Annotated in this window: 28 protein-coding genes; 11 read left to right on the top strand and 17 right to left on the bottom strand. The window is 46.6% G+C overall.

The annotated features are described in order from the left end of the window. Window positions 1-278: 278 nt before the first annotated feature. From DMN77_RS14285 to DMN77_RS14275, 3 genes are all read right to left on the bottom strand, one after another. Window positions 279-2,342: a peptidoglycan D,D-transpeptidase FtsI family protein gene (locus tag DMN77_RS14285; RefSeq protein WP_179015500.1), complete on the bottom strand. Its 2,064-nt coding sequence runs from the start codon at window positions 2,340-2,342 to the stop codon at window positions 279-281. Window positions 2,343-2,435: 93 nt separating this feature from the next. Further along, window positions 2,436-3,584 (bottom strand): transglutaminase domain-containing protein, encoded by a 1,149-nt coding sequence (locus DMN77_RS14280; RefSeq protein ID WP_179015499.1) that lies wholly within the window; start codon window positions 3,582-3,584, stop codon window positions 2,436-2,438. Between the two features lie 56 nt (window positions 3,585-3,640). Next, entirely contained in the window at window positions 3,641-4,087 is a 447-nt protein-coding gene (locus DMN77_RS14275; protein WP_372775938.1) for a hypothetical protein, read from the bottom strand. A 274-nt stretch (window positions 4,088-4,361) separates the two neighbouring features. Between DMN77_RS14275 and DMN77_RS14270 the strand changes: the two genes are divergently transcribed. The 3 genes from DMN77_RS14270 to DMN77_RS14265 all read left to right on the top strand — a co-directional run bounded on the left by DMN77_RS14270 (window position 4,362) and on the right by DMN77_RS14265 (window position 6,321). Beyond that, window positions 4,362-5,510 (top strand): MFS transporter, encoded by a 1,149-nt coding sequence (locus tag DMN77_RS14270; RefSeq protein ID WP_068778001.1) that lies wholly within the window; start codon window positions 4,362-4,364, stop codon window positions 5,508-5,510. Between the two features lie 169 nt (window positions 5,511-5,679). Then, entirely contained in the window at window positions 5,680-5,781 is a 102-nt protein-coding gene (locus DMN77_RS24290) for a sporulation protein YjcZ (protein ID WP_148466494.1), read from the top strand. Between the two features lie 192 nt (window positions 5,782-5,973). Beyond that, window positions 5,974-6,321 carry a toprim domain-containing protein gene (locus tag DMN77_RS14265; protein WP_068778002.1) on the top strand — a complete coding sequence of 116 codons (348 nt, stop codon included), beginning with the start codon at window positions 5,974-5,976 and terminating at the stop codon, window positions 6,319-6,321. Window positions 6,322-6,349: 28 nt separating this feature from the next. Here DMN77_RS14265 and DMN77_RS14260 read toward each other — a convergent pair whose 3' ends face one another. The 3 genes from DMN77_RS14260 to trpS form a co-directional block, all read right to left on the bottom strand. Next, on the bottom strand, window positions 6,350-6,946 hold the full coding sequence (locus DMN77_RS14260; RefSeq protein ID WP_179015498.1) for an SCO family protein: 597 nt from the start codon (window positions 6,944-6,946) through the stop codon (window positions 6,350-6,352). 13 nt (window positions 6,947-6,959) lie between these two features. Then, on the bottom strand, window positions 6,960-7,895 hold the full coding sequence (cyoE, locus tag DMN77_RS14255; RefSeq protein ID WP_068778004.1) for a heme o synthase: 936 nt from the start codon (window positions 7,893-7,895) through the stop codon (window positions 6,960-6,962). 428 nt (window positions 7,896-8,323) lie between these two features. Next, window positions 8,324-9,304, bottom strand: coding sequence for a tryptophan--tRNA ligase (gene trpS, locus DMN77_RS14250; RefSeq protein ID WP_068778005.1), 981 nt, complete (start codon window positions 9,302-9,304; stop codon window positions 8,324-8,326). 499 nt (window positions 9,305-9,803) lie between these two features. Here trpS and DMN77_RS14245 point away from each other — a divergent pair, with 499 nt between their 5' ends. Then, window positions 9,804-10,772: an aldose 1-epimerase gene (locus tag DMN77_RS14245; RefSeq protein ID WP_179015497.1), complete on the top strand. Its 969-nt coding sequence runs from the start codon at window positions 9,804-9,806 to the stop codon at window positions 10,770-10,772. A gap of 170 nt (window positions 10,773-10,942) precedes the next feature. Next, window positions 10,943-11,179, top strand: coding sequence for an alpha/beta-type small acid-soluble spore protein (locus tag DMN77_RS14240; RefSeq protein ID WP_068778007.1), 237 nt, complete (start codon window positions 10,943-10,945; stop codon window positions 11,177-11,179). A gap of 103 nt (window positions 11,180-11,282) precedes the next feature. Here DMN77_RS14240 and DMN77_RS14235 read toward each other — a convergent pair whose 3' ends face one another. From DMN77_RS14235 to DMN77_RS14205, 7 genes are all read right to left on the bottom strand, one after another. Next, on the bottom strand, window positions 11,283-11,702 hold the full coding sequence (locus tag DMN77_RS14235) for an O-methyltransferase (RefSeq protein ID WP_068778008.1): 420 nt from the start codon (window positions 11,700-11,702) through the stop codon (window positions 11,283-11,285). 238 nt (window positions 11,703-11,940) lie between these two features. Beyond that, window positions 11,941-12,417: a DinB family protein gene (locus DMN77_RS14230; protein ID WP_068778009.1), complete on the bottom strand. Its 477-nt coding sequence runs from the start codon at window positions 12,415-12,417 to the stop codon at window positions 11,941-11,943. A 16-nt stretch (window positions 12,418-12,433) separates the two neighbouring features. Continuing rightward, window positions 12,434-12,955 (bottom strand): HugZ family pyridoxamine 5'-phosphate oxidase, encoded by a 522-nt coding sequence (locus DMN77_RS14225; protein ID WP_068778010.1) that lies wholly within the window; start codon window positions 12,953-12,955, stop codon window positions 12,434-12,436. Window positions 12,956-12,973: 18 nt separating this feature from the next. Then, window positions 12,974-13,759, bottom strand: a complete 786-nt coding sequence (locus tag DMN77_RS14220; RefSeq protein WP_324254216.1) for an ABC transporter ATP-binding protein — start codon at window positions 13,757-13,759, stop codon at window positions 12,974-12,976. Beyond that, a complete protein-coding gene (locus tag DMN77_RS14215; protein ID WP_179015496.1) occupies window positions 13,752-14,747 on the bottom strand; it encodes a FecCD family ABC transporter permease in 996 nt (331 codons plus the stop codon). The genes DMN77_RS14220 and DMN77_RS14215 overlap by 8 nt, the downstream gene beginning before the upstream one ends. 18 nt (window positions 14,748-14,765) lie before the next feature. Then, window positions 14,766-15,785 carry a helical backbone metal receptor gene (locus DMN77_RS14210; RefSeq protein WP_256872397.1) on the bottom strand — a complete coding sequence of 340 codons (1,020 nt, stop codon included), beginning with the start codon at window positions 15,783-15,785 and terminating at the stop codon, window positions 14,766-14,768. Between the two features lie 223 nt (window positions 15,786-16,008). Then, window positions 16,009-17,817, bottom strand: a complete 1,809-nt coding sequence (locus DMN77_RS14205) for a M3 family oligoendopeptidase (RefSeq protein ID WP_179015494.1) — start codon at window positions 17,815-17,817, stop codon at window positions 16,009-16,011. Between the two features lie 121 nt (window positions 17,818-17,938). Between DMN77_RS14205 and DMN77_RS14200 the strand changes: the two genes are divergently transcribed. Next, on the top strand, window positions 17,939-18,112 hold the full coding sequence (locus DMN77_RS14200; protein ID WP_069188260.1) for a YycC family protein: 174 nt from the start codon (window positions 17,939-17,941) through the stop codon (window positions 18,110-18,112). Beyond that, window positions 18,109-18,348: a hypothetical protein gene (locus DMN77_RS14195; RefSeq protein ID WP_068778015.1), complete on the top strand. Its 240-nt coding sequence runs from the start codon at window positions 18,109-18,111 to the stop codon at window positions 18,346-18,348. Before DMN77_RS14200 ends, DMN77_RS14195 begins: the two co-directional genes overlap by 4 nt. Before the next feature lie 90 nt (window positions 18,349-18,438). Here DMN77_RS14195 and DMN77_RS14190 read toward each other — a convergent pair whose 3' ends face one another. Continuing rightward, the gene (locus DMN77_RS14190; RefSeq protein ID WP_179015493.1) at window positions 18,439-19,137 is read right to left on the bottom strand and encodes a DUF2225 domain-containing protein; all 699 of its coding nucleotides are present in this window, start codon (window positions 19,135-19,137) and stop codon (window positions 18,439-18,441) included. Between the two features lie 88 nt (window positions 19,138-19,225). Next, on the bottom strand, window positions 19,226-19,618 hold the full coding sequence (locus tag DMN77_RS14185) for a globin domain-containing protein (RefSeq protein ID WP_179015492.1): 393 nt from the start codon (window positions 19,616-19,618) through the stop codon (window positions 19,226-19,228). Window positions 19,619-20,001: 383 nt separating this feature from the next. Between DMN77_RS14185 and ylbJ the strand changes: the two genes are divergently transcribed. From ylbJ to DMN77_RS14170, 3 genes are all read left to right on the top strand, one after another. Next, complete coding sequence (gene ylbJ / locus DMN77_RS14180; RefSeq protein ID WP_068778018.1) at window positions 20,002-21,249, top strand: sporulation integral membrane protein YlbJ; 1,248 nt, start codon at window positions 20,002-20,004, stop codon at window positions 21,247-21,249. Between the two features lie 75 nt (window positions 21,250-21,324). Continuing rightward, window positions 21,325-22,131 (top strand): NAD kinase, encoded by an 807-nt coding sequence (locus tag DMN77_RS14175; RefSeq protein WP_068778019.1) that lies wholly within the window; start codon window positions 21,325-21,327, stop codon window positions 22,129-22,131. Between the two features lie 26 nt (window positions 22,132-22,157). Next, window positions 22,158-23,600 carry a S41 family peptidase gene (locus DMN77_RS14170; protein WP_179015491.1) on the top strand — a complete coding sequence of 481 codons (1,443 nt, stop codon included), beginning with the start codon at window positions 22,158-22,160 and terminating at the stop codon, window positions 23,598-23,600. Between the two features lie 28 nt (window positions 23,601-23,628). Here DMN77_RS14170 and DMN77_RS14165 read toward each other — a convergent pair whose 3' ends face one another. Both DMN77_RS14165 and lipA read right to left on the bottom strand, forming a co-directional pair. Then, on the bottom strand, window positions 23,629-23,961 hold the full coding sequence (locus DMN77_RS14165) for a YutD family protein (protein WP_068778021.1): 333 nt from the start codon (window positions 23,959-23,961) through the stop codon (window positions 23,629-23,631). A gap of 23 nt (window positions 23,962-23,984) precedes the next feature. Further along, entirely contained in the window at window positions 23,985-24,884 is a 900-nt protein-coding gene (lipA, locus tag DMN77_RS14160) for a lipoyl synthase (RefSeq protein WP_068778022.1), read from the bottom strand. Window positions 24,885-25,264: 380 nt separating this feature from the next. On the opposite strand from lipA, the gene DMN77_RS14155 reads away from it, so the two are divergent. Next, window positions 25,265-26,332 (top strand): M23 family metallopeptidase, encoded by a 1,068-nt coding sequence (locus DMN77_RS14155; protein WP_256872396.1) that lies wholly within the window; start codon window positions 25,265-25,267, stop codon window positions 26,330-26,332. Window positions 26,333-26,355 lie beyond the last annotated feature (23 nt).

The raw sequence follows: 26,355 nt of genomic DNA, 5'->3' as shown, positions 1-26,355 counted from the left end.
ACAAATTGCAAGATCGCCAGGCGAACAATGATAACCGTAAAAATAGCGAACGCACTGAAAAAGAAAAGATGATATTAAACCGACTCCTCATCACCGCTTCTTGCTCGCGTCGATTTAACGGATAGACGATTTTCAATATATATCCCTGCTTTCTTTCCACGTCATTGTTGAGATCAAAGTCTTGGACATGTTGTTATAGATAAAAAAACAGCGATCTTTCCCAAGCCATGCCATGAAAGATCGCTGATGTATCGTCTTTATTCAATTTTAAATTTTTCTTATTGCGTGTTATTTTTTTGATCCGTGTTCTGATTATCCGTCTGCTGATTTTGCGTCTTCTTCGGAATGCCATCAAGCCCATACTCTTGATCATAAGCATCGAAGATTTTCCGGGCGACCGGCGCGGCGCTCCAGGCACCAAAGCCGCCTTCAGGAATAATGACCGCGACAGCAAGCTTCGGATTTTTGCGTGGGGCAAAGGCGATAAATACTCCGTTATCGCGGTTAGCTCCCGCTCCCCATTGCTGTGAGGTCCCTGTCTTCCGGGCAAAATCATACGGGAATCCGGCAAAGGCCGCCTGGACATTGGTCTCCATACCGTTGATCACGGCATCCCAATAAGCATCTTTAAACTCAACCTTATTTAATACCTTCGGTTTAAATTCTTTGATGATATTTCCGTTCTCATCCGTAATTTTGTTGACGATATGCGGCTCCATTCGCGAACCTCGGCTTGCGAGAGTGGCTGTATACTGAGCCAATTGCATGGTTGTATAACCGCCCTGCTGTCCGAAAGAAGCATATACCAATCGGGAAAGTGCTGTCTCTGATTCATTGTTATAGCCAAGCTGACCCAGGAACTCTTTAGGCAGGTCTACTCCCGTCGATACCCCTAGACCGAACTTCTTCATATATTCATCCCAGACGCCAATTCCATCGCCCTTGTATTTATTGTATAATCTCTCACCCACCATATCGACCATAAAGGCATTGGAGGAAACACGGATCGCTTGTGAAGGGTTAATAGAGCCATAAACATGCCTTCCCGAGTTACGTACACTGGAAGAATCATTCTTACCAAAGTAAGCGATACCTCTATCAGAGTAATAATCAGTTGTCTTGAATAATCCCTCATTCAGACCAATCAATACAGACAAAGGCTTAATCGTTGAACCCAGCAATACATTAGAGCCAAAATTATGTCCCGATTGCCCCGAACTATACGGGGTAATCGTTCCATTCTGATAATTTGTGTTTATTTTAGCCCAGTCATCGGGATCAATCCCACCGGATTGCCATACATTCGTATCATAGTCCGGCATGCTCGCCATGGCCACAATCTTACCGGTGTCCACTTCCATCGCAACAGCATAACCGGTTTTCGCATTAGGGTGAACTTCACCGGATACCGGATTTTTATGGACCCAATCAATCTGATCCAAAATGGCTTTCTCAGCGATAAGCTGAATATTCTTGTTAATATTCGTATGCAGATCATACCCCTTCTCCGGAGGTACGATCTCGGAGACGCCAGTGGCCATATTTCGCGGATCGATCGGCACTTTCTTGTAGCCGTTCTTGCCGCGAAGCTCATTCTGGTAATACATCTCCAATCCGTCCGCACCAACAAGCTCCTCGGATGTATAATCCAGGGCAGGGTCCTTGTCTAATGAACTATTCGCTTCCCGGATCGGGTCATACCATTTAACGTCATCCATGGATTTATATTTCTTGAGGTATCCAATGGTCTGTACAGCCACCGTATCCGTATCATAGTGCCGCACGCTATCCTCGACGATATCGATACCAGGGAATTCGGATTTACGCTCCAGGAAATAAGCAACCTCCTGCTTATTTAACCCCGACTTGATCAGCCTTGGCGAATAACCATTGCCCTTGGTATAATCCAGGTCCATCGCCTTAACGATATCTTCCTCCGTCATCGGCTCGTTGACCTTATCGCCATACTTATCAAATACCTCTTTCAGCTTCTTGGCAATTTCCAGCGCTTCAGGCCGGTTTTTCATGCCCCGGTCCGACTTGCTATAATCCTTCTGCAGTGTAATGTAGAGCGACTGAACCGGAGTCGAGTAAGCAAGCTTCTCGCCGCCTGCCGCTAATATAGAGCCACGAATCGGTGATAGCGGGACATCCTTGACCCGCATACTCGTCTCCTGCTGGGACAAACTTGGCCCTTCTACAAATTGCAAAATCGCCAGACGTACGATAATGACGGTAAATATTATAAAAGTACTGAAAAAAAATAAATTCAAGCGAATATTAAAATGACGCTTCAGCTTGGCTTCCTGCTCGCGAGGATCGTCATTGTATGAGTTCTTCATGGGCGTTTCTCCTCTTTCATCCTTCCATACTTCATCAACTATATTAACATAACGATTCAATCCGATGCGAGGTTACACCCGGTACTTCTATTTTTAAGCCGTTTTGTCGGGAACATGCGTATCATAAAAGGCTGGCGAATTGAACCAATCCCCACTTTGCGCCCAGGTTGAATCAAGCGGAATCCACTTGTCCTTCTCTGTCAGATAGACCTCATTCCAAGCGTGAGGGCCGTATCCTCCTCTACCGTCATACCCTAATCCAGTCACAACCTTCACTTTAAGCCCTTGCGACCTGGCCATAACCGCATACAGACGCGAGTAATCGATGCATACTCCCTTTTTCGTATCAAAGGTCATCTGCGGCGTCTGTTCATGCCAGTCCCCCCGCTCCTCATAATCCTTGACCTTGCCATAATCATAGCTCACTCTGGAGCCGACCCAATCATAGAGACGCCTTGCCTTCTCTTCATCCGTACCTGCGTCTTCCGTCACTTTAGCCGCAGCCAGTTCAATATCCTGCGGAATATTGGCATCGATCACCTCATACTTCCGCTGCAAAATACCGTTGAGTTCCGCCTCCACACTGCGAGTAAACACCGGCAGCTTCTCCTTGATCAAGTCTCCGGTCAGGGGTTCAATTACCGTATGAGCTCCTTGCTGATATACCGTGGAAGCCTGCACATATTGACTGAAGCTGCTATTCGGAAATAGTGTAACAACGATAAATAAAAGGACGATCATCATCATGCATCTGACCGTACCGATTACGGTGCCGATGCATGCGCCGAGCAGCCTGCTCAGGAACGAGGACCTGCCCCCTCCTCCGAACGGAACGCGCTCCAGCGAGGAATTGCCCAGTAAAAATGCCGAGAGCAACCCCAGAACAGTACGAATCAACCAATAGCTAATAATAAATAACACAGCGAACCGCATCAATGGAAAGTCGCGGATCGCGGTGATGAAGGTGTAATATACTTGTTCCCATGTTGCCATATCACGCTGCGGGTACGCAATGGTGGATAGCCAGTCCTGAACCTTCGGGGATAACCATATAGTGAGTGGAATCGCCCCGATTATGCTCACTACAGACAGAATTCCCCCACTAACCAGGGTGAACAACCTGCCCGCCGTACGGGATGCCCCACGCGCCCAGCCTTGCAGTACAGATATAAGCAAAATACAGATGAGCAATGCGTTAATCCAGTTTATTTCTTGTAATTGTTGAGCCAAGACCATCGTCATGCTTGCCCCCTATCTTGATGACTTATGGTCATAATATTTAAGGCAGACCTTACCCACTACTTGCGTTTTGCTTCTTCAATAAACGCCTCTATCGTATCATTAACCTTCCATTCACCCAAAGATACGCCATGGAACTTCACCTTTACTTTGCCATCGCCGTCACTGCCTGTAACTTCAAGATTAGGCGTCTTAATCGTAAACGTTCCATCGCCATTCTGTGTAATTTCCGCTTCCGCTGCTTCCTTCTTCATCATCTGCAGAACTTCCGACTTGGTGATATCAGCAGCCTGATCTTTCACCGTCTCCACCGCATTGCCAATATCCTTGAGAGATATGCCGCTGTATATAATGATGAACGCAGCGATGACAAGGACCAGCGCCCATTTGACTACGGTCTTAACAAAATTCAGCACCAGAAATAGGATAACCAGGGCTACAACAATGACGAGCCAGTTTTGTTTTAGAAATTCAATCCATACATCAACATTCAAATCCATATTCATGAACACCCCTAAACTCTTAATCATTCGTATTCAAAAAGACTGCATCCAGCACTTATTGAACTACCTTGCCTATGTCAGAGCCACCCGGTCAAGCGGACGCTCCCTTATTATACATGATGGCCAGTTCCAATGACAGCTTAACCCCAATTTAACAGGAAATCACAGAAAATTATGTACATCATGTACCGAAAGGGGGTATAAGTTCGTCCCAAGCGACGTACAAGTATAGCATGATGAATTTTTGAACAACTCATTTTTAGAGGAGGGCAAGGCAGTGAAAATCGCTTTCTGGCTTTATTTTTTTATGTTCCTCGCTTTCTTCGACCTGCATGCGCAATATCCTATTCTGACGCCCTTTGCATTGTCACTAGGGGCTGCGCCTGCCTTCATTGGCTGGATGATGGGGATATATGCGCTAACACATCTGCCTGGCAATCTTATTGCCGGACAGGGCGTAGATCGGCATGGAAGCCGTGGCTATATGATATTTAGCTTGCTATCTGGTGGAGCCATCCTCCTGCTGCAAGCCCATGTCACGGAGCCATGGCAGCTTCTTGTGCTGCGCTCAATTAGCGGATTTGTGCTTGCTTTCCTGTCCCCGGCTTGTCTGGCCCTGCTCGCTTCCCTGTCGAGCAACGCGGTGAAACAAGGGAAATTGATGGCAGGACACGGGGTGATGCATACCCTTGCTTCCGTCGTCTCCCCGGCTGCCGGGGCCTTTCTTGTCGCCCGCGCCGGCTTCACCCTTACATTCCAGACGCTTGGCTGGCTTATGATCGTTACCGGTGTTATCGCCATATTTACGATCAAGGAACTGCCCAAATTAAAGGCCCCCCTACAGCAGCCTATCAAAAAAGCGCCTGTGAAGCTCAATATTATTCCTATTTATTTCTATTTGCTGCCCTTCGCCGTATCCTGCGCCCAAGGGATTCTATATTTTGAACTCCCGCTCCAGGCAGGCGGATTATCCGGGATCATGCATACCGGGCTCTACTTCTCGATTATTAGCCTCGGGGCCCTGGCGACCCTATCGTTGTTATTTCTGAACCATTTCTCGCCGTATATTAGATCCTATCTTGGAATACTCGGCATTGCTCTATCCTTCTTCTCGCTGGCAGCCCTCGACTCGGTTCCGATTGTCATTTCGCTATTTGCGCTTGGTTTGGCCAAAGGCATCGTCTTCCCTGCTATGGCCTCCGTCTTTATCGACTTATCCGGGGGCAAACGGCTGGGAACCGTATTCTCACTGCAATCTATTGCGATGTCGATCGGTTCTTTCCTCGGCCCCATTATTGCGGGAACGATGCATAATAACTACTCCCCCTACTTCTTTGCCTTCTTGCTCTTAATGCTCGTTATTATCGTGGTTCCTGCCTGGAAAGCAAATATGCCTGCTTCCTTCACCATACCAACGGAAAGATGAGCAATAAGGGCATTCACATATAATTTTGAACACGGTTAGGCCCTTGCACAGGGCAGGGGCGTAGATAAAACATAATATATTTTGTAGTTACCGACCCAAGCTTAAAAAAGGGAGGTGATCCAAAGTGGGTCATATCGAGCCGTGTGGACCATGCGGACCAGGCCCCGTCATCGGCCCAGGAGCTGGAGCTGGCGGTTGCTGGTCATCAGCAGGTACCATCTTGGTACTGTATATTTTGCTGGTGATTATCCTTCGTGCCCCTATCTGGTAAGATGAAATCATGGTTGCGGTCTGTCCCCCTCCCGACAGGCCGCTTTTATTATGTTTTTGCATGAGATGACGGTCAAGTATACACTATAAATGCGAAATGCGTATTCTAAAAAGTCCGCTTTCTGATCAAAATCGGACTTTTGGGACAACCTCTATAAGAATCAACCATCCAACCTAATCGAGGTGAGCCGCCATGCCGATCAGTATTATCGTCGAAGGCAAAAATGATCGCAGCAAGCTGCGCAGACTGCTTCATGGAGAGATCCATATTCATTGTACCTTTGGAACCTTGAACAATCTCAAGCTGGAGTCGCTCCGGAAGCAGGTAGGTGATGATGAGGTATACTTATTTATGGACAATGACGCATCTGGCAAGAAGATTCGCGCCCTATTACTGGACAGCTTCCCGGACGCCACCCAGATCTATACGAGAAGAGGCTACGCCGGTGTGGAGGGTACACCTGACGAATATATCATCTCCCAATTAGAAAAAGCCGGGCTAGAGGAATATATTGAATATCCTCCTCCCGGCTTCGTCTGAAAAATCAACAAGCCAATATAAATTGCTATTATTTGGCCAGATCGATAACCCCTTGAGCGATCTCCTGAGGTGTAGACTCCGGACGGTAAATATTTCGCAAATTGCCATCCCGGTCAACCAGACCAATCAGATCCATGTGGACAAAATTGTTATTCTGATCCTCATTAATTAAAATTTTGAATGAGTTCATGGCCAGATCCATGATCTTCTGCTGATCTCCTCGCAAGAAATACCAACCGGAATAATCGGCCTTGAATTTGTCCCCAAACGCCTTAATAGCCTCGCGCGTGTCTCGCTCCGGATCGAAGGAAATCGAGATGATCTCGGCGTCCTTGCCAAACATGCCTTTATCCTTGAGCAGATCCTGCACTTGACTTAAGCGGAAAGTCGTGACCGGACATACATCCGGGCAACTGGAGAAGAAGAAATAAAATAGCCGAACCTTGCCGTTCGTGTCCTCCAGCGTAATATTGCGGCCATCTACATTTTCCAAGCTGAAGCTCTCCACCGGCCGAATAATCGGCAGCTTGGGCTTGGCATAGGTAGTCCAGAGCAGATACCCCGCCATGATGAGACATAAAACCAGCAAAATCCAGGTCCATTTATATTTCTTAAGCAACCACATCCTCAAACCTCCATTACAATCGAACTGTATCGAGAATCATGACGATCATGCTGACTGTCAAATAGTTGATTGAGAACAAGAATACCCGCTTCGCCCAAACATCATTTTCCTGAGAACGAAAGCCTTTTAGCGCCATTAGCAGCCAGGAAACGGACAGAAGCTCACCGATGATAAGGAACCATATTCCTGTATAATCGTAGACATACATTAATATTGGAATAGGCAGGAGCAGAACGAGATAAGGAATCATTTGCAATTTCGTTCTCGGAATGCCCTTCACCACGGGCAATAACGGGAAGCCTGCGGCCCGATACTCCTCTACACGCCGGATGCCCAGCGCCCAGAAATGTGGAGGCTGCCATAAGAACAGCATCGCAAATAACAGGACAGCGCCAAGATCAACCTTGCCCGCAGCCGCTACATACCCGATCACCGGGGGCATTGCTCCTGAGATCGCTCCAACTGAGGTGCTCCAGGTCGAGGAGCGCTTTAGCCATAACGTATACACAACGACATACACAAGCATGCCAATGACACCAAATACACCGGCCAGCAGGCCGTTGCCAATAAATAGTACAGACAATCCCAATATACCTAATATAATGGCATACCAGAGCACCGTCTTTGGCGACATTTTCCCAGTAGGCAGCACGCGATCCTGTGTGCGGGCCATCTTCATATCCAGATCACGGTCAAAATAATTGTTGAATACACAGGAGGAAGCCATAACCAGTACGGTTCCCAGCAACATGAGGATTAGTTTGCCGTATTGTAAATGCCATTGAGAAGCCACCCAAAAGCCAGCAAAAGCCGCGATGAGATTTGAACGCAAAATACCTGGTTTGGTTAGCGCGATAAAATCCTTCCAAGTCGCTGTTTTTCCTGGAGGAGTAGGTCTCACGGACAATGCTGCCGATTCTGAAGGTGCAGTATAAGAAATTCTGTCCATGTCGGTTATTTCCCCCTAAACTATAAATTTTGTCTTCCTATATAAAGAAGTTCACGAATAATTCAATGAATCCATATTACACTATAAACTTTATCATACCAAGAAGCAGAAATGTTTGACAATCATCTGATAAAAAGCAGGGTTTGTGACAATTTAATGACAGAAGCTGTATAACAGAATGGCCGCTTTACTATTCAAAAAGCCCGGGCATCTGCAATGCCCGGGCTAAGTTATGCAAAAAATTATATTTCAGAAAAAGCCCCGTTCTCAGCCCCAAAAGAGGGATGTGCCCAGGCATGAGGAGCAAAGCTACGCGCTTTCGCAGCTAAAACTCAGCTTGTTGCGAATACCTTGGATTCGCTATTGCTCACCCTGAGTTGACCTCGATGACGGCTTTATTATCAAAAGTGGACTTTTTGAACTGCCGCTTAGAGTATGAAGCCCATCATTCGTTGTACATCCTGCAGTACCTTCTCCGCTTCCTCATTAGCTCTCGATGCGCCTTGACGCAAAATGTCATGAATTTCTCCCGAGCTGCGGATCTCATGATAACGCTGCTGAAGCGGTTCAAGTACACTAACAACAACTTCAGCCAGGTCCTTCTTGAATGGCCCGTACATTTGGCCTTCATATTTCTGCTCTACCTCAGCCACTGACATACCGGAGCATTGACTGTAGATAGTAATGAGATTGCTTACCTCCGGTTTCGCCGCTGTGTCAAATCTGACTTCGCGTCCCGAATCCGTAGTCGCCCGGCTGATCTTCTTGCGAATTTCATCCGGGGGATCAAGGAGAGCAATATAGCTGCCCGGATTCGGGTTACTCTTGCTCATCTTCTTGGAAGCATCGTCAAGCGACATAATTCTGGCGCCCACTTTCGGAATATATGGGTCAGGAAGTGTAAAATATTCGCCAAAACGGCTATTGAAGCGACCGGCCAAATCACGTGTCAATTCAAGATGCTGCTTCTGGTCTTCTCCTACCGGTACCAGATCTGCATTGTAGACCAGAATATCCGCAGCCATGAGCGACGGATAGACAAACAATCCTGCACCTACAGATTCTTTGCCTGCTGCCTTATCCTTGAACTGGGTCATCCGCTCCAGTTCTCCCATGGATGTCAAGGTTGTAAGAATCCATCCCAATTGTGCATGCTGACGAACATGGGACTGCATGTACACGTTGGATTTATTCGGATCAATGCCAGCAGCTACGAACAGTGCTGCTACGGCCTCAGATTGCTCACGCAGATTAGCCGGATCCTGCGGAACTGTAATCGCGTGCAGATCAACAACCATGAAATTACAGGAGTAATCATCCTGCAACGTGACAAAATTTTTCAGAGCTCCAATATAATTACCAAGCGTAAGCTTTCCGCTAGGCTGAATGCCGGACAGAACTTTTTTCATAAAAAACAGCCTCCTCCATATATTTAGATTTAAAGTTTGATAACAAAAACGCAAAAAAGGCCCCACATCCCTGTGAAGGGACGTGAGACCGTGGTGCCACCCTTATTCGTATAGAACGATAAAACAACAGCCGCGACGATTTGCTCGCCCTAGGCCGCTGAGAACTACACCTTAATATCCGTAACGTGGATTGGCCGTCCGGTAATACTTGCAAAAGGCTTGATTCCTTTTGGGTTCATCCGGAACTCCGGGGTCCATTCAGCAAAGTCATCTCTACCGGTTCGCATCCAACCACCGGCTTTCTGCAAGGAAATAAAAACATTGTCTACTTGTCCCCATCATCGTGTTCATTTATGATATTCTAAATTATACTCATCATAATTGGCTTATTATACATTGTCAAATCTATTTTTCGTCCTTGAAAAAAAGTGTTATGATAGTGCTAAGCTTTTTTAAAACCGATTATTTCAGATGAATATGTGGGAAAAGGAGCAACGATATGAAAAAAGTGACCAAAGGACAATGGAACGGTTATGACACGTACATTTTAAATAGCCGTGAACTTGAAGTCACACTGCTACCCCGCCTTGGTAATAATGTAATTAGCATTTGGGATCATGTTGAGAAGCGTCATGTTCTTCGTCATCCTGAGGAAAGTGAGCTTGAATTCTATTTGCAGAAGCCTTACCATTTTGGCATTCCGATGCTCATTCCACCGGGTCGTATTCGCAAAGGACTTTTCACCTATGCAGGACAGGAGTATCAATTTGACCGCAACACGGCCAATGACAATCATATTCACGGACTTCACCGTACACAGAGCTGGTGTGTCAGCGATATCGAGGAAGACGATGAAGGCTGTGCAGTAACTACTGAGTTTTTAACTTCCGATGACCCGAATTGGATGCGTCAATATCCCATTCCGCTCAAATTGGAAATGACGCTTAGGCTCCAGGGCGCTTCGCTAAAGCAGACTTTCAAGGTAACACATTTAGGCGACAAGCCAGCTCCGTTCGGCTTAGGTTTACATACCTGGTTCCTGCTAGACGGCAAGCCCGAGGAGTGGACGCTCAAATTACCGGTATCCGCCATCTATTCCTCAAACGAGGAGCTTATTACTACCGGAGATATCGTGCCTTTGGGCGAGCTTGATGCCCTCAATGACGGTTTAAATCTGAGCGGAACCAACTTCGATACGATGTTCCAAATTGGAGACAAACCCGTATCGGCTGATCTGCTGCGCAAAGACGGATACGGACTTCATTACACCGCAGACCCGGCTTATTTCAAGCATTGGGTACTATATACCAAAGGTGAAGCCGACCAATTCCTGTGTATCGAGCCTTATACCTGGCTGCCTGATGCCCCAAATTCCAAGCATCCAGCCTCTGTCACAGGTCTGATTGACCTGCAGCCGGCACAGACTTTGGAGTTCTATGTGAACCTGGATATGATCTATCCCAGCTAAGATACGGAATAATATTCAAGTGGGCCTTCCTTAATCGGAGGGCTCTTATTTTTATATATACAGGTTCTCTGGTTTCAAATAATTACCACTTTGCAAAGTAGCAGTTATACTGAATATTTTATTCTGCAAAAACCATACTAACATCACAAAGGCCAAAGGAGGTGACAAACATGGCAGGTCAAAACCAAGGCCGCGGAAACCGCTCTAACAACCTTGTCGTTCCTCAAGCAAATGCTGCTTTGCAGCAATTGAAGTATGAAGCAGCGCAAGAGTTGGGCGTATCGATCCCGCAAGACGGCTACATGGGGAACTATACTTCTCGTGAAACCGGCTCCTTAGGAGGATACATCACTAAACGTCTGGTTCAAATGGCAGAGCAGCAATTGTCAGGTCGTTCTAACATGTAATTCGCTCTCTCCTATTCACACCTATAGAAAGACAGGTGATCTGCATCGGCAGGTCGCCTGTCTTTCACTATAATAACCAAAGTTCATAAATTCACTTAATCAATTATGAAGATAGATCAGATTCTTTGTATGTATTGGCTGCATTTACTCTCGGATATCTCTGAATCATGAGGTTTGCCATATTATAATTGGACTCCAGCGTAGCATCAACCATTATGGTACCTTTGTTCAAAGCAAACTCATAGCTAATCTCCCCATGGGTCCAATAGCGCTTGTACTTCAAGGCTTCCACTGCCATCACGCGAAAAGATTGGATCTGTTCCGAAGATAACCCCTGTTCTTCTTCCTGCAAATGACCGTTGCGGCCGGCGATCGGATTATGGCGAATACCGAATTTGCCAATGATATTATTGCGAATTTGGATGAATACGGTGCCTGAAGTCATACCGCCAAGTTCTACGGATAACTCCTTAAATACGATATCGACTTGTCTTGCCAAGGAGAGCTGATCGGCTGTAAGCATACTCCCCCTCCCTTCCCTTTTATCCCCTTAAATTAGGGCTTATGTCACATTATATTCCAGTATATTCTATCATTCAACATTTAAAAGAAAAATTGGTTATTTATTACTATATTAAACCAACTATATACCTATTTACGTCATTATATTCCAAAATATAACTTTCAAATTGTTTGTTTTCTCGACAGAACGAAACCCAACTGCTAGAGATCATCTAACAATTGGGCTTTTCTCATTTTCCTTATTGATTTACCTCTGCACTCTCTTTATTGACCGAGCATTTCTGGATAAGCGATATTTGTCCAGAGTGAATCCCAGCATGATACATTAGGCGTCCCACCGATTCAAGCGGGGTTGAAGGTCCGATCGGACAGTCCTTTTGCTCATGCCATTGTTCCTCCGGGAGTGCTTCCATCGCTGCTATCAAATGCTTATTGGATGCTTCAAGCACAGCAACAAGCTCCTGAAGGTTTGTAAAGTCCCTCGTGCTCCTCGCTGCCCCCCGCCCTGTGACAATTTCTAATCCTTCGGGCATGGGACATTCAAAGAACCATTCTGCAAACATATACTCTACTTCCGCATTATGGCGCAGCATTTGACCAATGGAGGAACCGCCCAAGCTTAATGACAAGCTCTCCTCCGGTAATTTCCTAACCATATCATGAAATCGATTTTGAATGGCATTCCAAACGGGCAATACGGTGGAAACTGTCTTCATCTATTTTCACCCCTTTTTATGTGGCCTGTGTTGTTTTTTCATTTTGCTCATGTCCATCGCGTGCTACATGTTCAAATCGATCCCCCATAAGATCAATGTCAAAAGCTAACCCGAAGCCCACAACATAACGTCCATTCCTGGGTGTAATCTCAAAAAGTGAAAAATCCAAAGTTCTCAGCATTCCGAACATCTTTTTATTGAATGTTTCACTAAATAACTCGAACACTTCTTCATATCCATCGTTTCCGACATTTTGAGTAGTACATTCAAACCGCGCACGCTGTCGTGCAAACAAATTTGCTGTATTGCCTTCATCTTCAATAAGCATAACATCCACCAATGGATTGTTTTCCAGATGATCATAATGATTGGCAACCCTGCTTAGGTAAACATATAACTTTCCGTTGTGCTTCACAAAAGGTGCATAGGATACAAATGGCTTTCCCTGTTCATCAATGGTACTCATCATCACCGTTTTAAGACTGTTCGAAAATTCCAGATATTGATTTTTGATGGAAGCTATATCTAATACGTTCATGTTCATCCCCATTTCAGTTTATATTTTATGAAGTATTTGAATGCGAGGCCGCGGATTGCCGGGCAAATGATTTATCTCCGTCTCTACACCATATACATTGCGAATTAATTCCTGTGTCAGTACATCCTGTGGCCTTCCATAGGTTTGTATAGCGCCGTTTCGGATCACACATACTTTGTCACTATAAATACTTGCATGATTTAAATCATGCAGCACCATGAGTACCGTAAGCTTCAACTCGCGATTTAAAGAATGCACAAGATCAAGCACTTCAAGCTGATGAGCGATATCGAGATACGTCGTCGGCTCATCCAGAAGCAACACCTTAGGACGTTGAGCCAACGCCATGGCCAGCCATGCCTTTTGGGATTCACCGCCTGATAAGGAGGTTACTTTGCGATCCTTGAACTTCCTCATATCTGTCTTCATCAACGCCCACTCGATAATTTCATGATCCTCGGCATCCAGCCGTTCATACCACTTCTTATGGGGCATGCGGCCATAGCTTATCAGCTCCCCGACGGTCATATCCACTGGACTTACATTGGACTGACACAACATACACATCAATTGCGACATTTGTTTATTGCTCAGATGATTGGCTTCCTGATTAGCAATACATATTTGTCCGCTCTTGCAAGGAACAAGTCCCGTCATTCCTTTTAATATCGTGGATTTTCCGGAACCGTTTGGCCCGATAATGGATACTACCTCTCCTTCCTTCACGTCGATAGAAAAGTCACTTACAATGGTTCGATCCGAATACCGTATGGAAAGAGAATGTACCTTTAACAAATCAGGCACCTCCTTTTCGCATCAAATATAGAAAATAAGGCCCCCCAGCCATGGCCATAATGATACCGGCCGGTATTTCCAGCGGACTAAACAGTGAACGGCCTGCTGTATCCGCTACGATCAAAATGATAGGGCCCAACATAAGGCTGAGAGGAAGGCTATGTTTATAATTAGATCCAATAATCATACGAGCCATATGCGGCACTATCAGGCCAACAAAACCGACAAGACCTACTTTGGATACGGAGATCGCCGCGAGAAATACAGCGACAAAGGAGAGGATAAACCGAACCCGGTTCAAGTTTTGTCCTAGATTATGCGCTGCTTGTTCTCCCAATCGAAGAATGTTCGCTTGACGAATGCACAGGATTGCCATAATCCAGCCAACGATGGAATAAGGAAGAATGCTTAGGACATCTTTCATTCCTTTCCCTGACAAGCTGCCGTTCATCCATTGCAGGGCAGCGGGTAATTTGTCGCTATACAGAATCGATAGCAGTCCAATGACACCACCGAATACTGCATTGACTGCGACACCTGACAAAATAATGCGAATTGGCGTATATCCGCTGTCCTTTTTCCAGGCCCAGGCATAGACCATGATGGCAGCGCCCCCGCCTCCTACGATCGCTGCTATTGGAATGAACCCAGTGTATTCAGGAGCTACCAGCATGATGAATAAGACGGTAACAGCCGCACCGCTAGATACTCCTGTTAACCCTGGATCAGCTAACGGATTATTCATAACCGCTTGCAGCAATATCCCCGAAGCGGCCAGATTGGCACCGATGAGCAAAGCCATCAGAACCCTTGGAATCCGGATATCCCAGAGGATAGTATTGGATGAAGAGTTACCTTTTCCTATTAAGGTTTGCCAGGCCTCATAGGGAGTAAAACGTACGCTGCCTATTCCAATGGCCAATATGATGGATAGAAGGAGCAGCACTACGGCTACTCCTATCACAAGAACTTGTTTGTTTTTTAAGTATTTTGTCAACACAGTGCTCCCCTTAGCCTAGTCGTTATACAAGATGGAAGCCATATCTTTATAGGCATCTGGTGCTTTGACAAGCGAAGCGATCCCATAAAGATTGTAGTCGAGCGTAATCAATTTGTTGTTTTTAAATGCATCCATCTTCTCCCAGGCTCCGTTTTGCTTGACATCTTCTTCAAATTTTTTGGCAACGGCGGAGGGATCGCCATGGGCGACCAGTAGGATTATATCCGGATTGGCTTGAACAACGGATTCCATGTTCATCGGAACATAAGTTTCAGTTTGCTTCAATACATTACTTAATACATTGGAGGCACCTAATTTTTTCGCCAAACTTCCTGCAAATGTATCTTCATTCATTAACATCAATGAATCAACCGATCCGAACAGGAACATGACCGTTGGCGCTTCTTTTCCTTCGGAGAGCTTGAGGGCTTCCGCTTCCCGGGCGGCAAAATTGGTTAAGGCTTCATTAGCTTTTTCTTCTTGGTCATAGACTTTACCAAGCGCTGCCATCGACTGTTTAAGCTCATCCAGAGAATCAACCGGCAAGTATACCGCTGGCAATCCTGCCGGCTCAATCATTTTTGCAATGCTATCTTTGATCGATGCAGGTGCAACTACCGCATCAGGCTCAAGCTTTGCGATTTGTTCCAGGTCAGGTGCATGAGACGATCCGATCCGCTGAACCTGGTCATAGGCTGCCGGTAATGTACTCATCGTAGTTGGCACGCCTGCCAGCTCCAATCCAAGCGCATTGTAAAGTTCCGTAATAGCGACAGACAAGGTCACCGTTTTTGTAGGAGTTTGACCCCCAAATTGATCTACAATTTCCTGCACTTTTGCCTCATCAAGACCTAGATCTATTTCTGAGGAGCTCTCTGTACTAGCTTCAGCTTCGTTATTACTCCCCCTATTCGCTGCATTAACTTGCTGATTATTATTTAACTTTAGGTTCGTATTGTTAGCTTTGGAGTTGGCACAAGCGGATGTCAATACAATAAGTGAGATAATAACTAGGATTTTGCTAATTTTGTTCATAATTTCCCCCCAAGTATAAAATTTCATTGATAATGATAATCATTATACATAGAATGAGAATCATTATCAATGAAATTTTAAAAATAAAAATATTGCTCATTTTTTCTCCGAATCGTTAAGGCATTTCCCTCCCTTCAACAAATAAAGTCAAAAAAACAGCCTTGGTTTCCCGGATTCAGGAACAAGGCTGTTAAGCAAATCAATCAAAGGATTGGATTTCCATTTATTTGGTTAAATCAAGAAACATTTGCGCATCCGCAACAGCAAGGGCCATCGCCTCGCGCCAAAAGTCAGGTTTCGTTAAATCTGCATTCAAATGTTTGGAGGCCAATTCTTCTACGGTCATCCGGCCTGTGTCACGAAGAATCGCATCATATTTCTCTGCAAAGCCCTCTCCTTCTTTCAGCGCGCGAGCATAAATCCCGGTGCTGAACATGTAGCCGAAGGTGTAAGGGAAGTTGTAGAACGGTACATCCGTAATGTAAAAATGCAGCTTGGATGTCCAGAAGAGCGGATGATATTTGCCAAGCACTCCATGAAAAGCTTCACGCTGTGCTTCCTCCATCAGAGCAGATAGTTCAGAAGCATCGAGCATACCAGACTTCCGCTTCTCATAGAAGCGGGTCTCAAACAGGAATCTGGCATGAATGTTCATGAAGAAGGACACGCTGTTTTGCACCTTCTCAGCGAGCAGGGCCAGCTTCTCTTCTTTGCTTTCCGCATTTTTCAGAAGCGCATCCGCCAAAATCATCTCAGCAAAGGTTGATGCCGTCTCGGCTACATTCATAGCGTAATCCTGATTGAATTGCGGCAGCTCTTCCATCAGATATTGATGGTACGCATGTCCCAGCTCATGAGCCAGAGTAGATACATTCGAGTAGTTACCGCCGAAGGTCATAAATATCCGCGTCTGTTTGCTAACTGGAAGTGAAGTACAGAAGCCCCCCGGACGCTTCCCTGGGCGATCTTCAGCTTCAATCCAGCTGCGATTAAATGCCTCCGCCGCAAAATCAGCCATCTTCGGACTGAATTTGCCAAATTGCTTCACAATATCTTCCGCCGCCGCTTGGTAGCTTATTTTTGTCTCTGACTTGGCAAGCGGTGCATCCACATCGCTCCAGCTAAGCTGCTCCACTCCAAGCATTTTAGCCTTACGTTCCAAATACGAGACAAAAATCGGTTTGTTCTCTTCGATCACCTGCCACATCATATCCAATGTCTCATTAGACATACGATTGATTTGCAGCGGCTCCTTCAACGCATCTTCCCAGCCGCGCTTCTCATACAGCTTCAGACGAAATCCGGCCAATCTGTTCAATGTGTCTGCACTATAATCAGCCACATCCCCCCAAGCCTTCTCCCATTCCACGAATGTTCTCTCACGAACCGAGCGATCGGAATCGCTTAGCTTATTCGCCGCCTGCCCAACGGAGAGCGTAGACTTCTTCCCTTCGTCATCCGTAAAATCAACACCAACCTTGGATACAATTGTATCGTAATGCTGGCCCCAGCCATGATACCCATCTACAGCCAAATCTGCAGCCAGACTTTCCAATTCCGGGGAAAGCTTCTCACGTGCGGAATCCCGCTTTTCATTCATAATAAAGGCGATTGGAGCGATCTCATCCCGAGCGATCCATTCCAGCCAAACCTGATCCTCTGTATCACGCAGCAAACTTTCGAACAAAGTCAGCACATTTTGCATTGCTGCTTTTAGAGAGGTCACTTTGCCCGTTAGCTGAACCGCCTTCTTATCGTGCTGATCCTGAGCCGTCAGACATTCGACAAAGGAACTGGCCTCGAGCACTCTGGCCTGCGCACTTTGCAGCCCCTCAATCGTCTGATCCAAAGCACGCGTCTCCTCTACATTTCTTGGTGCAGATGCTTGCTTCAATGCTGAATAAAGTTCAGTAAGACTGCGGCTCAATTCATCCAGGAATTTCGCAAATTCCGCTGAGGCAGATCCTCCAGGAAAGATGGAGTCCAGATTCCAAGTTTCTACAAGCTGATCATTTACAGATACCTGTTTCATCGATATATCATCCTTTCTTCTTCAACCTGTGTTGCAGGAATTGTGGAACTGATCCGAGTAAAAGTGTATAACTATAGGTATACGCTTATTCTAACATTCAAGACAGGAGGCATGTTCCACTATGAAACCATTGCAAATCTCGCCGGAGACGGCCGTGAAGCTGGCCGCGGAACTGAAAGTTCCCATCGAGCACCTGATGCATATGCCACAGCATATTCTGCTGCAGAAGCTCGCTGAATTAGCCAGCAAAAACAACGGGAGCAACCCTTCTGATGTTAAGGATGAACCAAAATGATTCCTTTTAATAAAGCCCTGCCTTATGACATCATTATGGGCGATGTTTATCTCCCGCAATGCCCTTTCTGCCATAGTGACAACGTTCTGCTTGCAAAATTTAAGCCGGACGACATCGTCCGCGTGAGGGAAGGCAAGAAGAAACTCCTGGTCTTCCCTTGCTGCGGCAATAAAATTACGGTGTTGGACAGCGACAACGATTACTTATTAACCGATACTATCGTACGCAAGGATTAAATAACCAACGGTTAATTAATATGCAAAAAAATAGGGGCTATTCTTATTCGGATTTGAGTGATCCAGGATCGAATCAGCCCCTATTTTCGGTTAATTTTGCATCTCCTCAGGCAATTCATGCCCATCATTCAACATTTCCTCACGCAATACTGCCCACTGTTCCCTTGAAGCCCGAATCATAGAGGCATCCATAATCTTCTTGTCATTAATCACTCTCGAGAACCACTTCACAGCATCATTATAATTGCCCGTGCGGCGATTCAATTCTCCGATCAGATACATCAGTCTGGCGTCATTGCCAAGATTGCTTTCCGTCTCAAATACACGTATGTAGGATTCCAATGAGTACTGTAAAAAACGCCGCTCCTGCTCACGATCTTCTTTATATCGATACAGCCATGCTATATGGTGCAGAAGACTTGCAATGATCCTTTCCTTCTCATTAATCGTCTGGGCGCATAGCAATCCAAGCTTGTATGTCTCAAGCGCCGTGCTCCAGTCCCGCTTGCCTCCATAATCCCGCTTAATGTAGCGCGTCTCGATTTCCTCATGATAACGGGCAGTCTGTCGTTCATTGAGACGTTCGGTTGAGTTTTCCGTAGAAGCAAATCCACAGAACGGGCACACCCGAACCACGTAATAATCCGGATTCTCATTGCGGTAATAGCCGCAAAAATCGGTATCCGTTTTTATCGCTCTTTTGAAGCTGGGGCGGACACGAGATGTCGTGAATTCATTCTCGCAATAGTTGCATGTCACTTTAATCGTAAAGAGAGGTTCTAGTTCCAAGCTGCATACTTCCTTTCCATCTCTCACTAAAAGTAGTTGTTTACAAAGTCCCCTTTGAAAGAAAAACTGATCGGGGTTACTCCACAATTTAATCATTCATGCTGCTTTGTGTATTCACAAAATGATGCGCGGGGCCTGACAGACGCTGGATAACGATGGCTCGCAGCGGTTCATCCACCCCGACCTCCTCAAGCGCCGCACTCATGCATGCCAACCAGGCTTCAGCCCTCTCTGGTGTAACAGGAAAGGCCATGTGGCGTGCCCGCATCATCGGATGACCGTGCATATCGGAATAAAGAGATGGCCCCCCGAAGAACTGAGTCAGGAACATATACTGCTTCTCCATGACCGGGTTAATATCTGCAGGGAATAGCGGACCGATAAGCGGATCAACTACAACGCGCGGATAAAAAGCCTCGACTATACGTCGGATCGTCTCTGCCCCGCCAAGATTCTCGTAAATACTCAGATTGGGGTTCACCCTGCATTCATCTCCTATCTTCTTCTGTAGAGGTAACTCAATCGCACAGATAAAGGTTGTACTTAGATAAATTATACCAAAAAAAAATAAAAGCTCCTATCGGAGCTTATTACAAGTAGTAAATTTAGTTCGTTAGTAGCTACGCCAGTCCTCTTCACCAGGGTGGACAAGAGAGGCACGAATAACGTATACAAAGGCGCATACGAGAATACCGGCAACAAAACTCATATTCAACACCCCATCCAGAAATTAATTTATAGTTCTATTTTACCATATGAAAGCGAAAAAAACAGCACCTTATGTAATCGCTTTCTTGTTTTTTTGGTGATGTTTGTCCCTCCGGATTCATACACTGGACTATGACTCATGTGGAGGCGTTATCCATGAACAAAAGCTGGACAAGAGCGATTATTCCTCTATTAGCACTTATTCTCATCGTGTTGATGCTGATCTATCCTTCGGCCTCCTGGGAGGCAGGTGTACGCGGATTAGCTATTTGGTGGGACGTGCTGTTCCCGTCCCTGTTCCCCTTTTTTGTAATTTCCGAGCTGATGCTCGGTTTTGGCATTGTCCATTTTATAGGTAAACTGCTGGACCCTTTGATGCAGCCCTTATTTCGCATCCCTGGAACCGGCGGCTTTGTCGCCGCCATGAGCTTCGCCTCCGGTTATCCTGTCAGCGCCAAGCTCACCACCAAGCTGCGTAGACAGCTGCTGATCGGACGCGAAGAGGGGGAGCGGCTGGTCGCCTTCACTACGACCTCGGATCCGATCTTTCTGATCGGAGCTGTATCCGTCGGCTTCTTCGGCAATCCGAAGCTGGCCGGCGCTCTCGCCCTCGTTCATTACGGCAGCGCCATCCTTGTTGGCTTGATCATGAGATTCTACGGCACGAAGCAAAGTACCGATAAATCAGCGGCTTCCGCGAACAAGAAGTCAAGCGAAGCACGCTTTAGTATTCGGCTTGCTCTAAGGGCCATGCATGAAGCCCGACTTGTAGACGGACGAAGCCTGGGAGAACTGCTGCGCCAAGCGGTCACTTCGTCCCTTCAGCTCATGGTCGTCGTGGGCGGACTGGTCGTCTTTTTCTCCGTCATCCTCGAGGTGCTGACCGCCGCAAACGTAATGGGCTTCTTCTATAGCATGGTACATGGGCTGCTAGCTATCCTGCACCTGCCCCCTGAGTTGGCCCAAGCCTTTGTAGGCGGAACGTTCGAGGTCACGCTTGGGGCTAAAGCAGCAGCAGCCCCCGCCGATGTCCCCTTTATGTTCAAGGCAGCTGCGGCCGCCTTTATTTTATCCTGGGGAGGTCTGTCGGTCCACGCACAGGTAGCCAGCATCTTGAATGATGCGGATCTGCGTTACCTTCCGTTCTTCTTCGCCAGGCTGATTCATGCTTTTCTGGCCGCAGCTCTTATGCTTCTGGCCTGGAAGCCATTAATGGGTGCAAGCCCCTCCTTCAAGCCGCTGGAGCAGCCTGAACAGCTGCTGCAACGATGGAACGAAGTGCCGAGCCTGTTTATCGTCTTCGTAAAAATTGTAGTAATACTGCTTATTTTATCTCTTTTGGCGCGAATCATTCAGCAGCTGCTGTCATCCCTGCCTTGGCAGAAAGAAAAGCGAAAAAAATGAAACGTTGTGTTATTTTTCATAATTGATTATGATCTTTACAGGTATTATAAAAGATTTGCAAAGGAGCCTTTCACCTTGAGATATTACGTTCTGGATCGCGGAGATCAACTATCCAGAGATCTTAGCAAGTCCTTTCACAAGCTGGCGGGGGAGCATGGATTGATACTGGATGCCGAATCCCCTGATATTGTTGTGTCTATTGGCGGGGACGGCACGATGCTCCATGCATTCCACTCCTTCATTAACCGCGTATCTTCCATCGCTTTTGTTGGAATACATACTGGCCATCTCGGCTTCTATGCCGACTGGAAAGCGGATGAAATCCCCGAACTCATTCTACTTATGAGCGGACAGAAAGACCGCCGGCAGTTGAATCCCAGAATCGTCCATTATCCCCTGCTGGAAGTGGAAGTGGTCAAGAAATCCGGTACCTCCTCGTTCATCTGCCTCAATGAATTTACTCTCAAAAGCGTGGATGGCGGTACGATCGTAGCCCAGGTTGACATTAACGACCAGATGTTCGAAATGTTCAGAGGGGACGGCATTTGCGTATCCACCCCTTCAGGAAGTACGGCTTACAATAAGAGCCTTGGGGGCGCCATGGTTCATCCTTCCATAGAAGCTATGCAGATTTCTGAGATTGCTTCGATCAACAACCGTGTATTCCGTACGATGGGCTCAGCGCTGGTGCTGCCTAAGCATCACCATTGTGATATATATTCACGCAAAGAACAAAATTTAATGCTTACCATTGATCATATCAATACGCCTGTGGAAGACCTTATTTCGGTTCGCTGTCAGGTTGCCAAGCAGAAGATCAGTTTTGTACGCTATCGTCCTTTTCCATTCTGGAATCGGGTACGCAATGCCTTTTTAGGTTAATCTTATTTTGCAAAGGATGGACAATAATGAAGTTGAACAAATTAGGTAGGAGATTGCTCGTTCCGCTGCTGGTCCTGATGCTCACCCTCCCGCAGGCGGCCAGCGCCGCTGCCGAAAGCACGGAACAGACCAAGGATTCAGAGCTTGAGATTTTGCAAGAGGTACTCGATTATCTAGATGCTTACAATATCGAGGGGACACAAAGGCAGGAATTTATCGATAATGCAATACGCGGAATGATCTATACCCTTGATGATCCATACAGTGATTATCTAACTCCTGATGATATGGAGCAATTTGCCGGCAGCATCAACCAGGAATATATCGGCATCGGCATCACGCTTAGGTATGCTAAGGACAAGTTGTACATTACAGGTGTGCTGGACGGTTCTCCAGCCAAGAATACAGGTCTTAAACAAGGGGATATCATCACCAAAATTAACGGCATTCCCGTTGCCGACATGGAGGATATCGACCTGAGCGGACAAGCAGGTACCGTCATCCGCATTACGATCAAGCGTGGATCTGACAGCCTTACTTTTCCCGTCAAGCGTACTGAATTTTCACTCACATCGGTAACAGGGAAGCTCATTCCGTCCAGCAAGATCGGCTATATTTCCATCGCTTCATTCTCGGAAAATGCGGATGAGGAGTTCGCCAAAGTATTAACTTCATTGCGCAATCAAGGCATGAAATCGATGGTGCTCGACCTGCGTGATAATCTGGGCGGCTATGTGGAATCCGCGCAAAATATCGCCAGCCAATTCATGAAGAACGGTACACTTATGTATACAGCCGATCAGAGCGGCAAGCTGGAGAAGGTAAATATCACGGACGGCAAAGACATTGGAATGCCGGTCACCATTCTGACGAATGAATGGACGGCCAGCGCCTCTGAGATTCTTACGGGCGCGCTGCATGATAATGGAATCGCCAAGGTCGTAGGTGCCCAAACCTATGGAAAAGCCCGGATCCAGAACGTCTTCCAATTATCCAATGGCGGTTACCTTAAGATGACCATTGAGCGTTACTTAACGCCAAATAAAGAAGACTTCAATTATATCGGCCTGAAGCCTGACATCGAGATTACAGGCCATCCTGTTGCTCAGCTCGTCACTGGACTGTATAAAGCTGGCCTGAAGCACATGGAGCTAAGCGGCAGCGCCTATTCATTGAAGGTGAATGGCGTTGAACTGAGCGGTTATATCGACACCGTTCAGAGCGGCAGCAAAGTCTACGTACCGTCCAAAGTGCTCGCGGCACTCGTCCAGGGCAACACGACTTGGAACAAAACGGCTCAGAAGCTGGTTGTCACCGAACTAAGCGGCAAGAAGACAGGATTTACCCTAGCCTCCAAAAGTATCAAAATTATCGACGATGAATCCTATGTGGAATTGCATGATTTCAAGCAGAAATTCCCTGATTTGAAATGGAGCTTTCAACAAGGCATTATTCATTTATCTTATTAATAAATAACATAATAAAACGGCTGCCGAGTTACTCGGCAGCCGTTTTCTCTTCTTCTTGGACTGTTTTGTTGGAAGGTTCTTTTGGAGTATCTTTCATCTTCTGCAGAACAAAGTAGGCACATCCAAAATTGCAGTACTCGTTAATATACTCAGTAATGCTGGAATATGCAGTATCGCGTGTTGCCTTCGGATGATTGTCACGCAGGAAACCCTTCAAACGCAGCTTCTCATAGCCCCAATCGCCGATAATGTAATCATAACGATCCAACACTTCGCTGTATCTTTGCTTGAATGCTTCCTGATCCCAAGCATTCTTATGATTGTATATCAGTTCATACGTTCTGCCGCCAATGTGGATCATTGGCTTTCCCTCCTTAATCGCCCTTAAGACAACGCAGTCGCGCCATCTTTATGGCTCTTCGCCGATTTAACCTGCTCATGCGCATGATAAGAACTGCGGACGAGCGGACCTGATTCAACGTGGCTGAAGCCGCGTTTCATGCCTTCTTCCTTCAGATCTGCGAATTGCTCAGGTGTATAGTATTTCTCAACACGGAGATGCTTCGGTGACGGCTGCAAATATTGGCCAATCGTCAGGATATCGCAATCTATCGCCCGCAAATCATCCATCGCTTGCAGAATTTCGTCCCATTCCTCGCCTACGCCAAGCATAATACTGGACTTTGTAGGGATGTCAGGCTGCATTTGCTTCGCTCTTTGCAGGAGCTCCAGGGAGCGACGATATTTTGCCTTAGCGCGAACACGATCGGACATGCGTTCTACCGTCTCGATATTATGATTCAAAATGTCAGGCTTCGCATTCATTACGATACGCAGGGAATCCTCATCCCCCATAAAGTCGGGAATCAATACTTCAACAGAGCAAAGAGGCAGGCGCTTGCGAATGGCAGCGACTGTTCCTGCAAAGATCGAAGCGCCCCCATCCTTCAGATCATCTCTGGCTACGCTTGTAACAACGCAATGGCGCAGATTCATATTTTCAGCAGCTTCAGCAACACGTTCCGGCTCTTGCAGATCCAGTTCGGTAGGCATTCCCGTATTTACAGCACAGAAGCGGCAAGCGCGTGTACAAATATCGCCCAGAATCATGAAAGTTGCTGTACGATTCGCCCAGCATTCATATATATTTGGACAACGTGCCTCTTCACAAACAGTATGTAAGGTTTTGGAACGCATCATTGTCTTGATGTCTTGATAGTTATCGCCGGTCGTCAGTTTAATTCTAATCCAGTCCGGTTTCGGTTCATTTGCGAGCTTCGACAAGATAGAAACCTTCCTTCTTTATAGGTTTGTATTGAAGAACATTGTAATCCCACAATGACATTTATTATACCATGAATCCACTGGGAATACCTACTTAATAAATTGGAATAAAAGCACAACATTTGATCCAACCTAAGTGTAGGCCTGCGTCTATCGACGATAAGCGTGTGCTCAAAAAAGCTACTTCCGATTCACTTTGTGTTAAATATCGGATTGATAAACTATCAGTGCAGCTGATGAAAAATTCGATATCGCGTGAAAACCGGCCTTTGTATCGCGGTTCCTTCTCGAATGACTTCGATCGGTTTTCTGATTCAATGCGAACTCGGACCTTTTTGAGCCACCTCTACAAACCTCTCACTAAGGAGGAGACGGATACCTTGAAGATAACCTTAACATCCCTATACAGCAAGACGATAAGCTGCCTTATCGCCGCTTCATTGGTGACGGTGCCTTGGTCTTTTCGTGGGTCCCCGGTCACTACAGCCCATGCCGCCAGTCCGGAGAAACCCGGGGCAGCCCAGACCAGCCTGAGTGTCTATGAGCTAAGACGGGACCTGTATGAGAAAATCGGCATTCAGACGCAAATTCCGTGGTATTGGCTTGCGGCTATCGATCAATATGAACGGACCATAACCCCGCGTTCCCGCAAAAAGGTGAAGTCGGAAGATCAAATCGATCGCTTAACAAGCATCCGATTTAAGGAAGGTATCTGGTCCGGGCCGATTAATCCCGATCCGACCGACAAAAATCTGACCACGATTGCCTTGTTCGGCGGAATTGGCAAGGATGCATCTGCGGATGGAGCCGCCGATCCAACGGATGATCATGACGCCATGTTCACGATGGCTTCTTATTTGATCAGTCTCGGTTATGAAGAAGAAGACTTTCAAATCGCTTTATGGCGTTATTATCAAAATGATTCTGCGGTGAAGCGCATTCGACAATTCGCCAAAATCTACAAAACGTTTGGACCAATCAATCCTACCGCCAGCGCGTTTCCGCTGCCAATCAAGAGCATCTACACCTATCGCGATACGTGGGGAGACCGGCGCGGCTGGGGTGGCCTGCGCACGCATGAAGGGACGGACCTGTTCGCCTCCTACGGCGTCCCGGTTCGGAGTGTATGTTATGGAATCATCGAGACCAAGGGATGGAATCCTTATGGCGGCTGGCGCATTGGCATTCGCGACCTGAATAATCGATATCATTACTACGCCCATCTACAAGGATATGAGAAGAAGATTGAGATCGGCGACATGGTCACGCCTGGCCAGGTCATCGGTTGGGTCGGCAGCAGCGGTTATGGTCCGCCGGGAACACAGGGAAGGTTCCCTCCTCATCTGCATTACGGGATTTACCGTGACACCGGCACTACAGAGTGGGCCTTCAATCCATACCCCCTGCTTAAGCAATGGGAAAAGGCCGAGCGTAGCCGCAGCAAATAAGCACCGGATTAGCGGAATAACTT

This window comes from Paenibacillus sp. 79R4 (assembly GCF_013393165.1).
Classification (GTDB): domain Bacteria; phylum Bacillota; class Bacilli; order Paenibacillales; family Paenibacillaceae; genus Fontibacillus.
The sequence above is the reverse complement of the archived record's forward strand: the minus strand, read 5'-3'. Positions and strand labels throughout refer to the sequence as shown.

Bases quoted from the DNA above. Each gene is read 5' to 3' on its own strand.
- DMN77_RS14285 (WP_179015500.1), bottom strand. From the start codon at position 2,342: ATGAAGAACTCATACAATGACGATCCTCGCGAGCAGGAAGCCAAGCTG.
- DMN77_RS14280 (WP_179015499.1), bottom strand. From the start codon at position 3,584: ATGACGATGGTCTTGGCTCAACAATTACAAGAAATAAACTGGATTAAC.
- DMN77_RS14275 (WP_372775938.1), bottom strand. From the start codon at position 4,087: ATGAATATGGATTTGAATGTTGATGTATGGATTGAATTTCTAAAACAA.
- DMN77_RS14265 (WP_068778002.1), top strand. From the start codon at position 5,974: ATGCCGATCAGTATTATCGTCGAAGGCAAAAATGATCGCAGCAAGCTG.
- DMN77_RS14260 (WP_179015498.1), bottom strand. From the start codon at position 6,946: ATGTGGTTGCTTAAGAAATATAAATGGACCTGGATTTTGCTGGTTTTA.
- cyoE (WP_068778004.1), bottom strand. From the start codon at position 7,895: ATGGACAGAATTTCTTATACTGCACCTTCAGAATCGGCAGCATTGTCC.
- trpS (WP_068778005.1), bottom strand. From the start codon at position 9,304: ATGAAAAAAGTTCTGTCCGGCATTCAGCCTAGCGGAAAGCTTACGCTT.
- DMN77_RS14245 (WP_179015497.1), top strand. From the start codon at position 9,804: ATGAAAAAAGTGACCAAAGGACAATGGAACGGTTATGACACGTACATT.
- DMN77_RS14240 (WP_068778007.1), top strand. From the start codon at position 10,943: ATGGCAGGTCAAAACCAAGGCCGCGGAAACCGCTCTAACAACCTTGTC.
- DMN77_RS14235 (WP_068778008.1), bottom strand. From the start codon at position 11,702: ATGCTTACAGCCGATCAGCTCTCCTTGGCAAGACAAGTCGATATCGTA.
- DMN77_RS14230 (WP_068778009.1), bottom strand. From the start codon at position 12,417: ATGAAGACAGTTTCCACCGTATTGCCCGTTTGGAATGCCATTCAAAAT.
- DMN77_RS14225 (WP_068778010.1), bottom strand. From the start codon at position 12,955: ATGAACGTATTAGATATAGCTTCCATCAAAAATCAATATCTGGAATTT.
- DMN77_RS14210 (WP_256872397.1), bottom strand. From the start codon at position 15,785: ATGAACAAAATTAGCAAAATCCTAGTTATTATCTCACTTATTGTATTG.
- DMN77_RS14205 (WP_179015494.1), bottom strand. From the start codon at position 17,817: ATGAAACAGGTATCTGTAAATGATCAGCTTGTAGAAACTTGGAATCTG.
- DMN77_RS14200 (WP_069188260.1), top strand. From the start codon at position 17,939: ATGAAACCATTGCAAATCTCGCCGGAGACGGCCGTGAAGCTGGCCGCG.
- DMN77_RS14195 (WP_068778015.1), top strand. From the start codon at position 18,109: ATGATTCCTTTTAATAAAGCCCTGCCTTATGACATCATTATGGGCGAT.
- ylbJ (WP_068778018.1), top strand. From the start codon at position 20,002: ATGAACAAAAGCTGGACAAGAGCGATTATTCCTCTATTAGCACTTATT.
- DMN77_RS14170 (WP_179015491.1), top strand. From the start codon at position 22,158: ATGAAGTTGAACAAATTAGGTAGGAGATTGCTCGTTCCGCTGCTGGTC.
- DMN77_RS14165 (WP_068778021.1), bottom strand. From the start codon at position 23,961: ATGATCCACATTGGCGGCAGAACGTATGAACTGATATACAATCATAAG.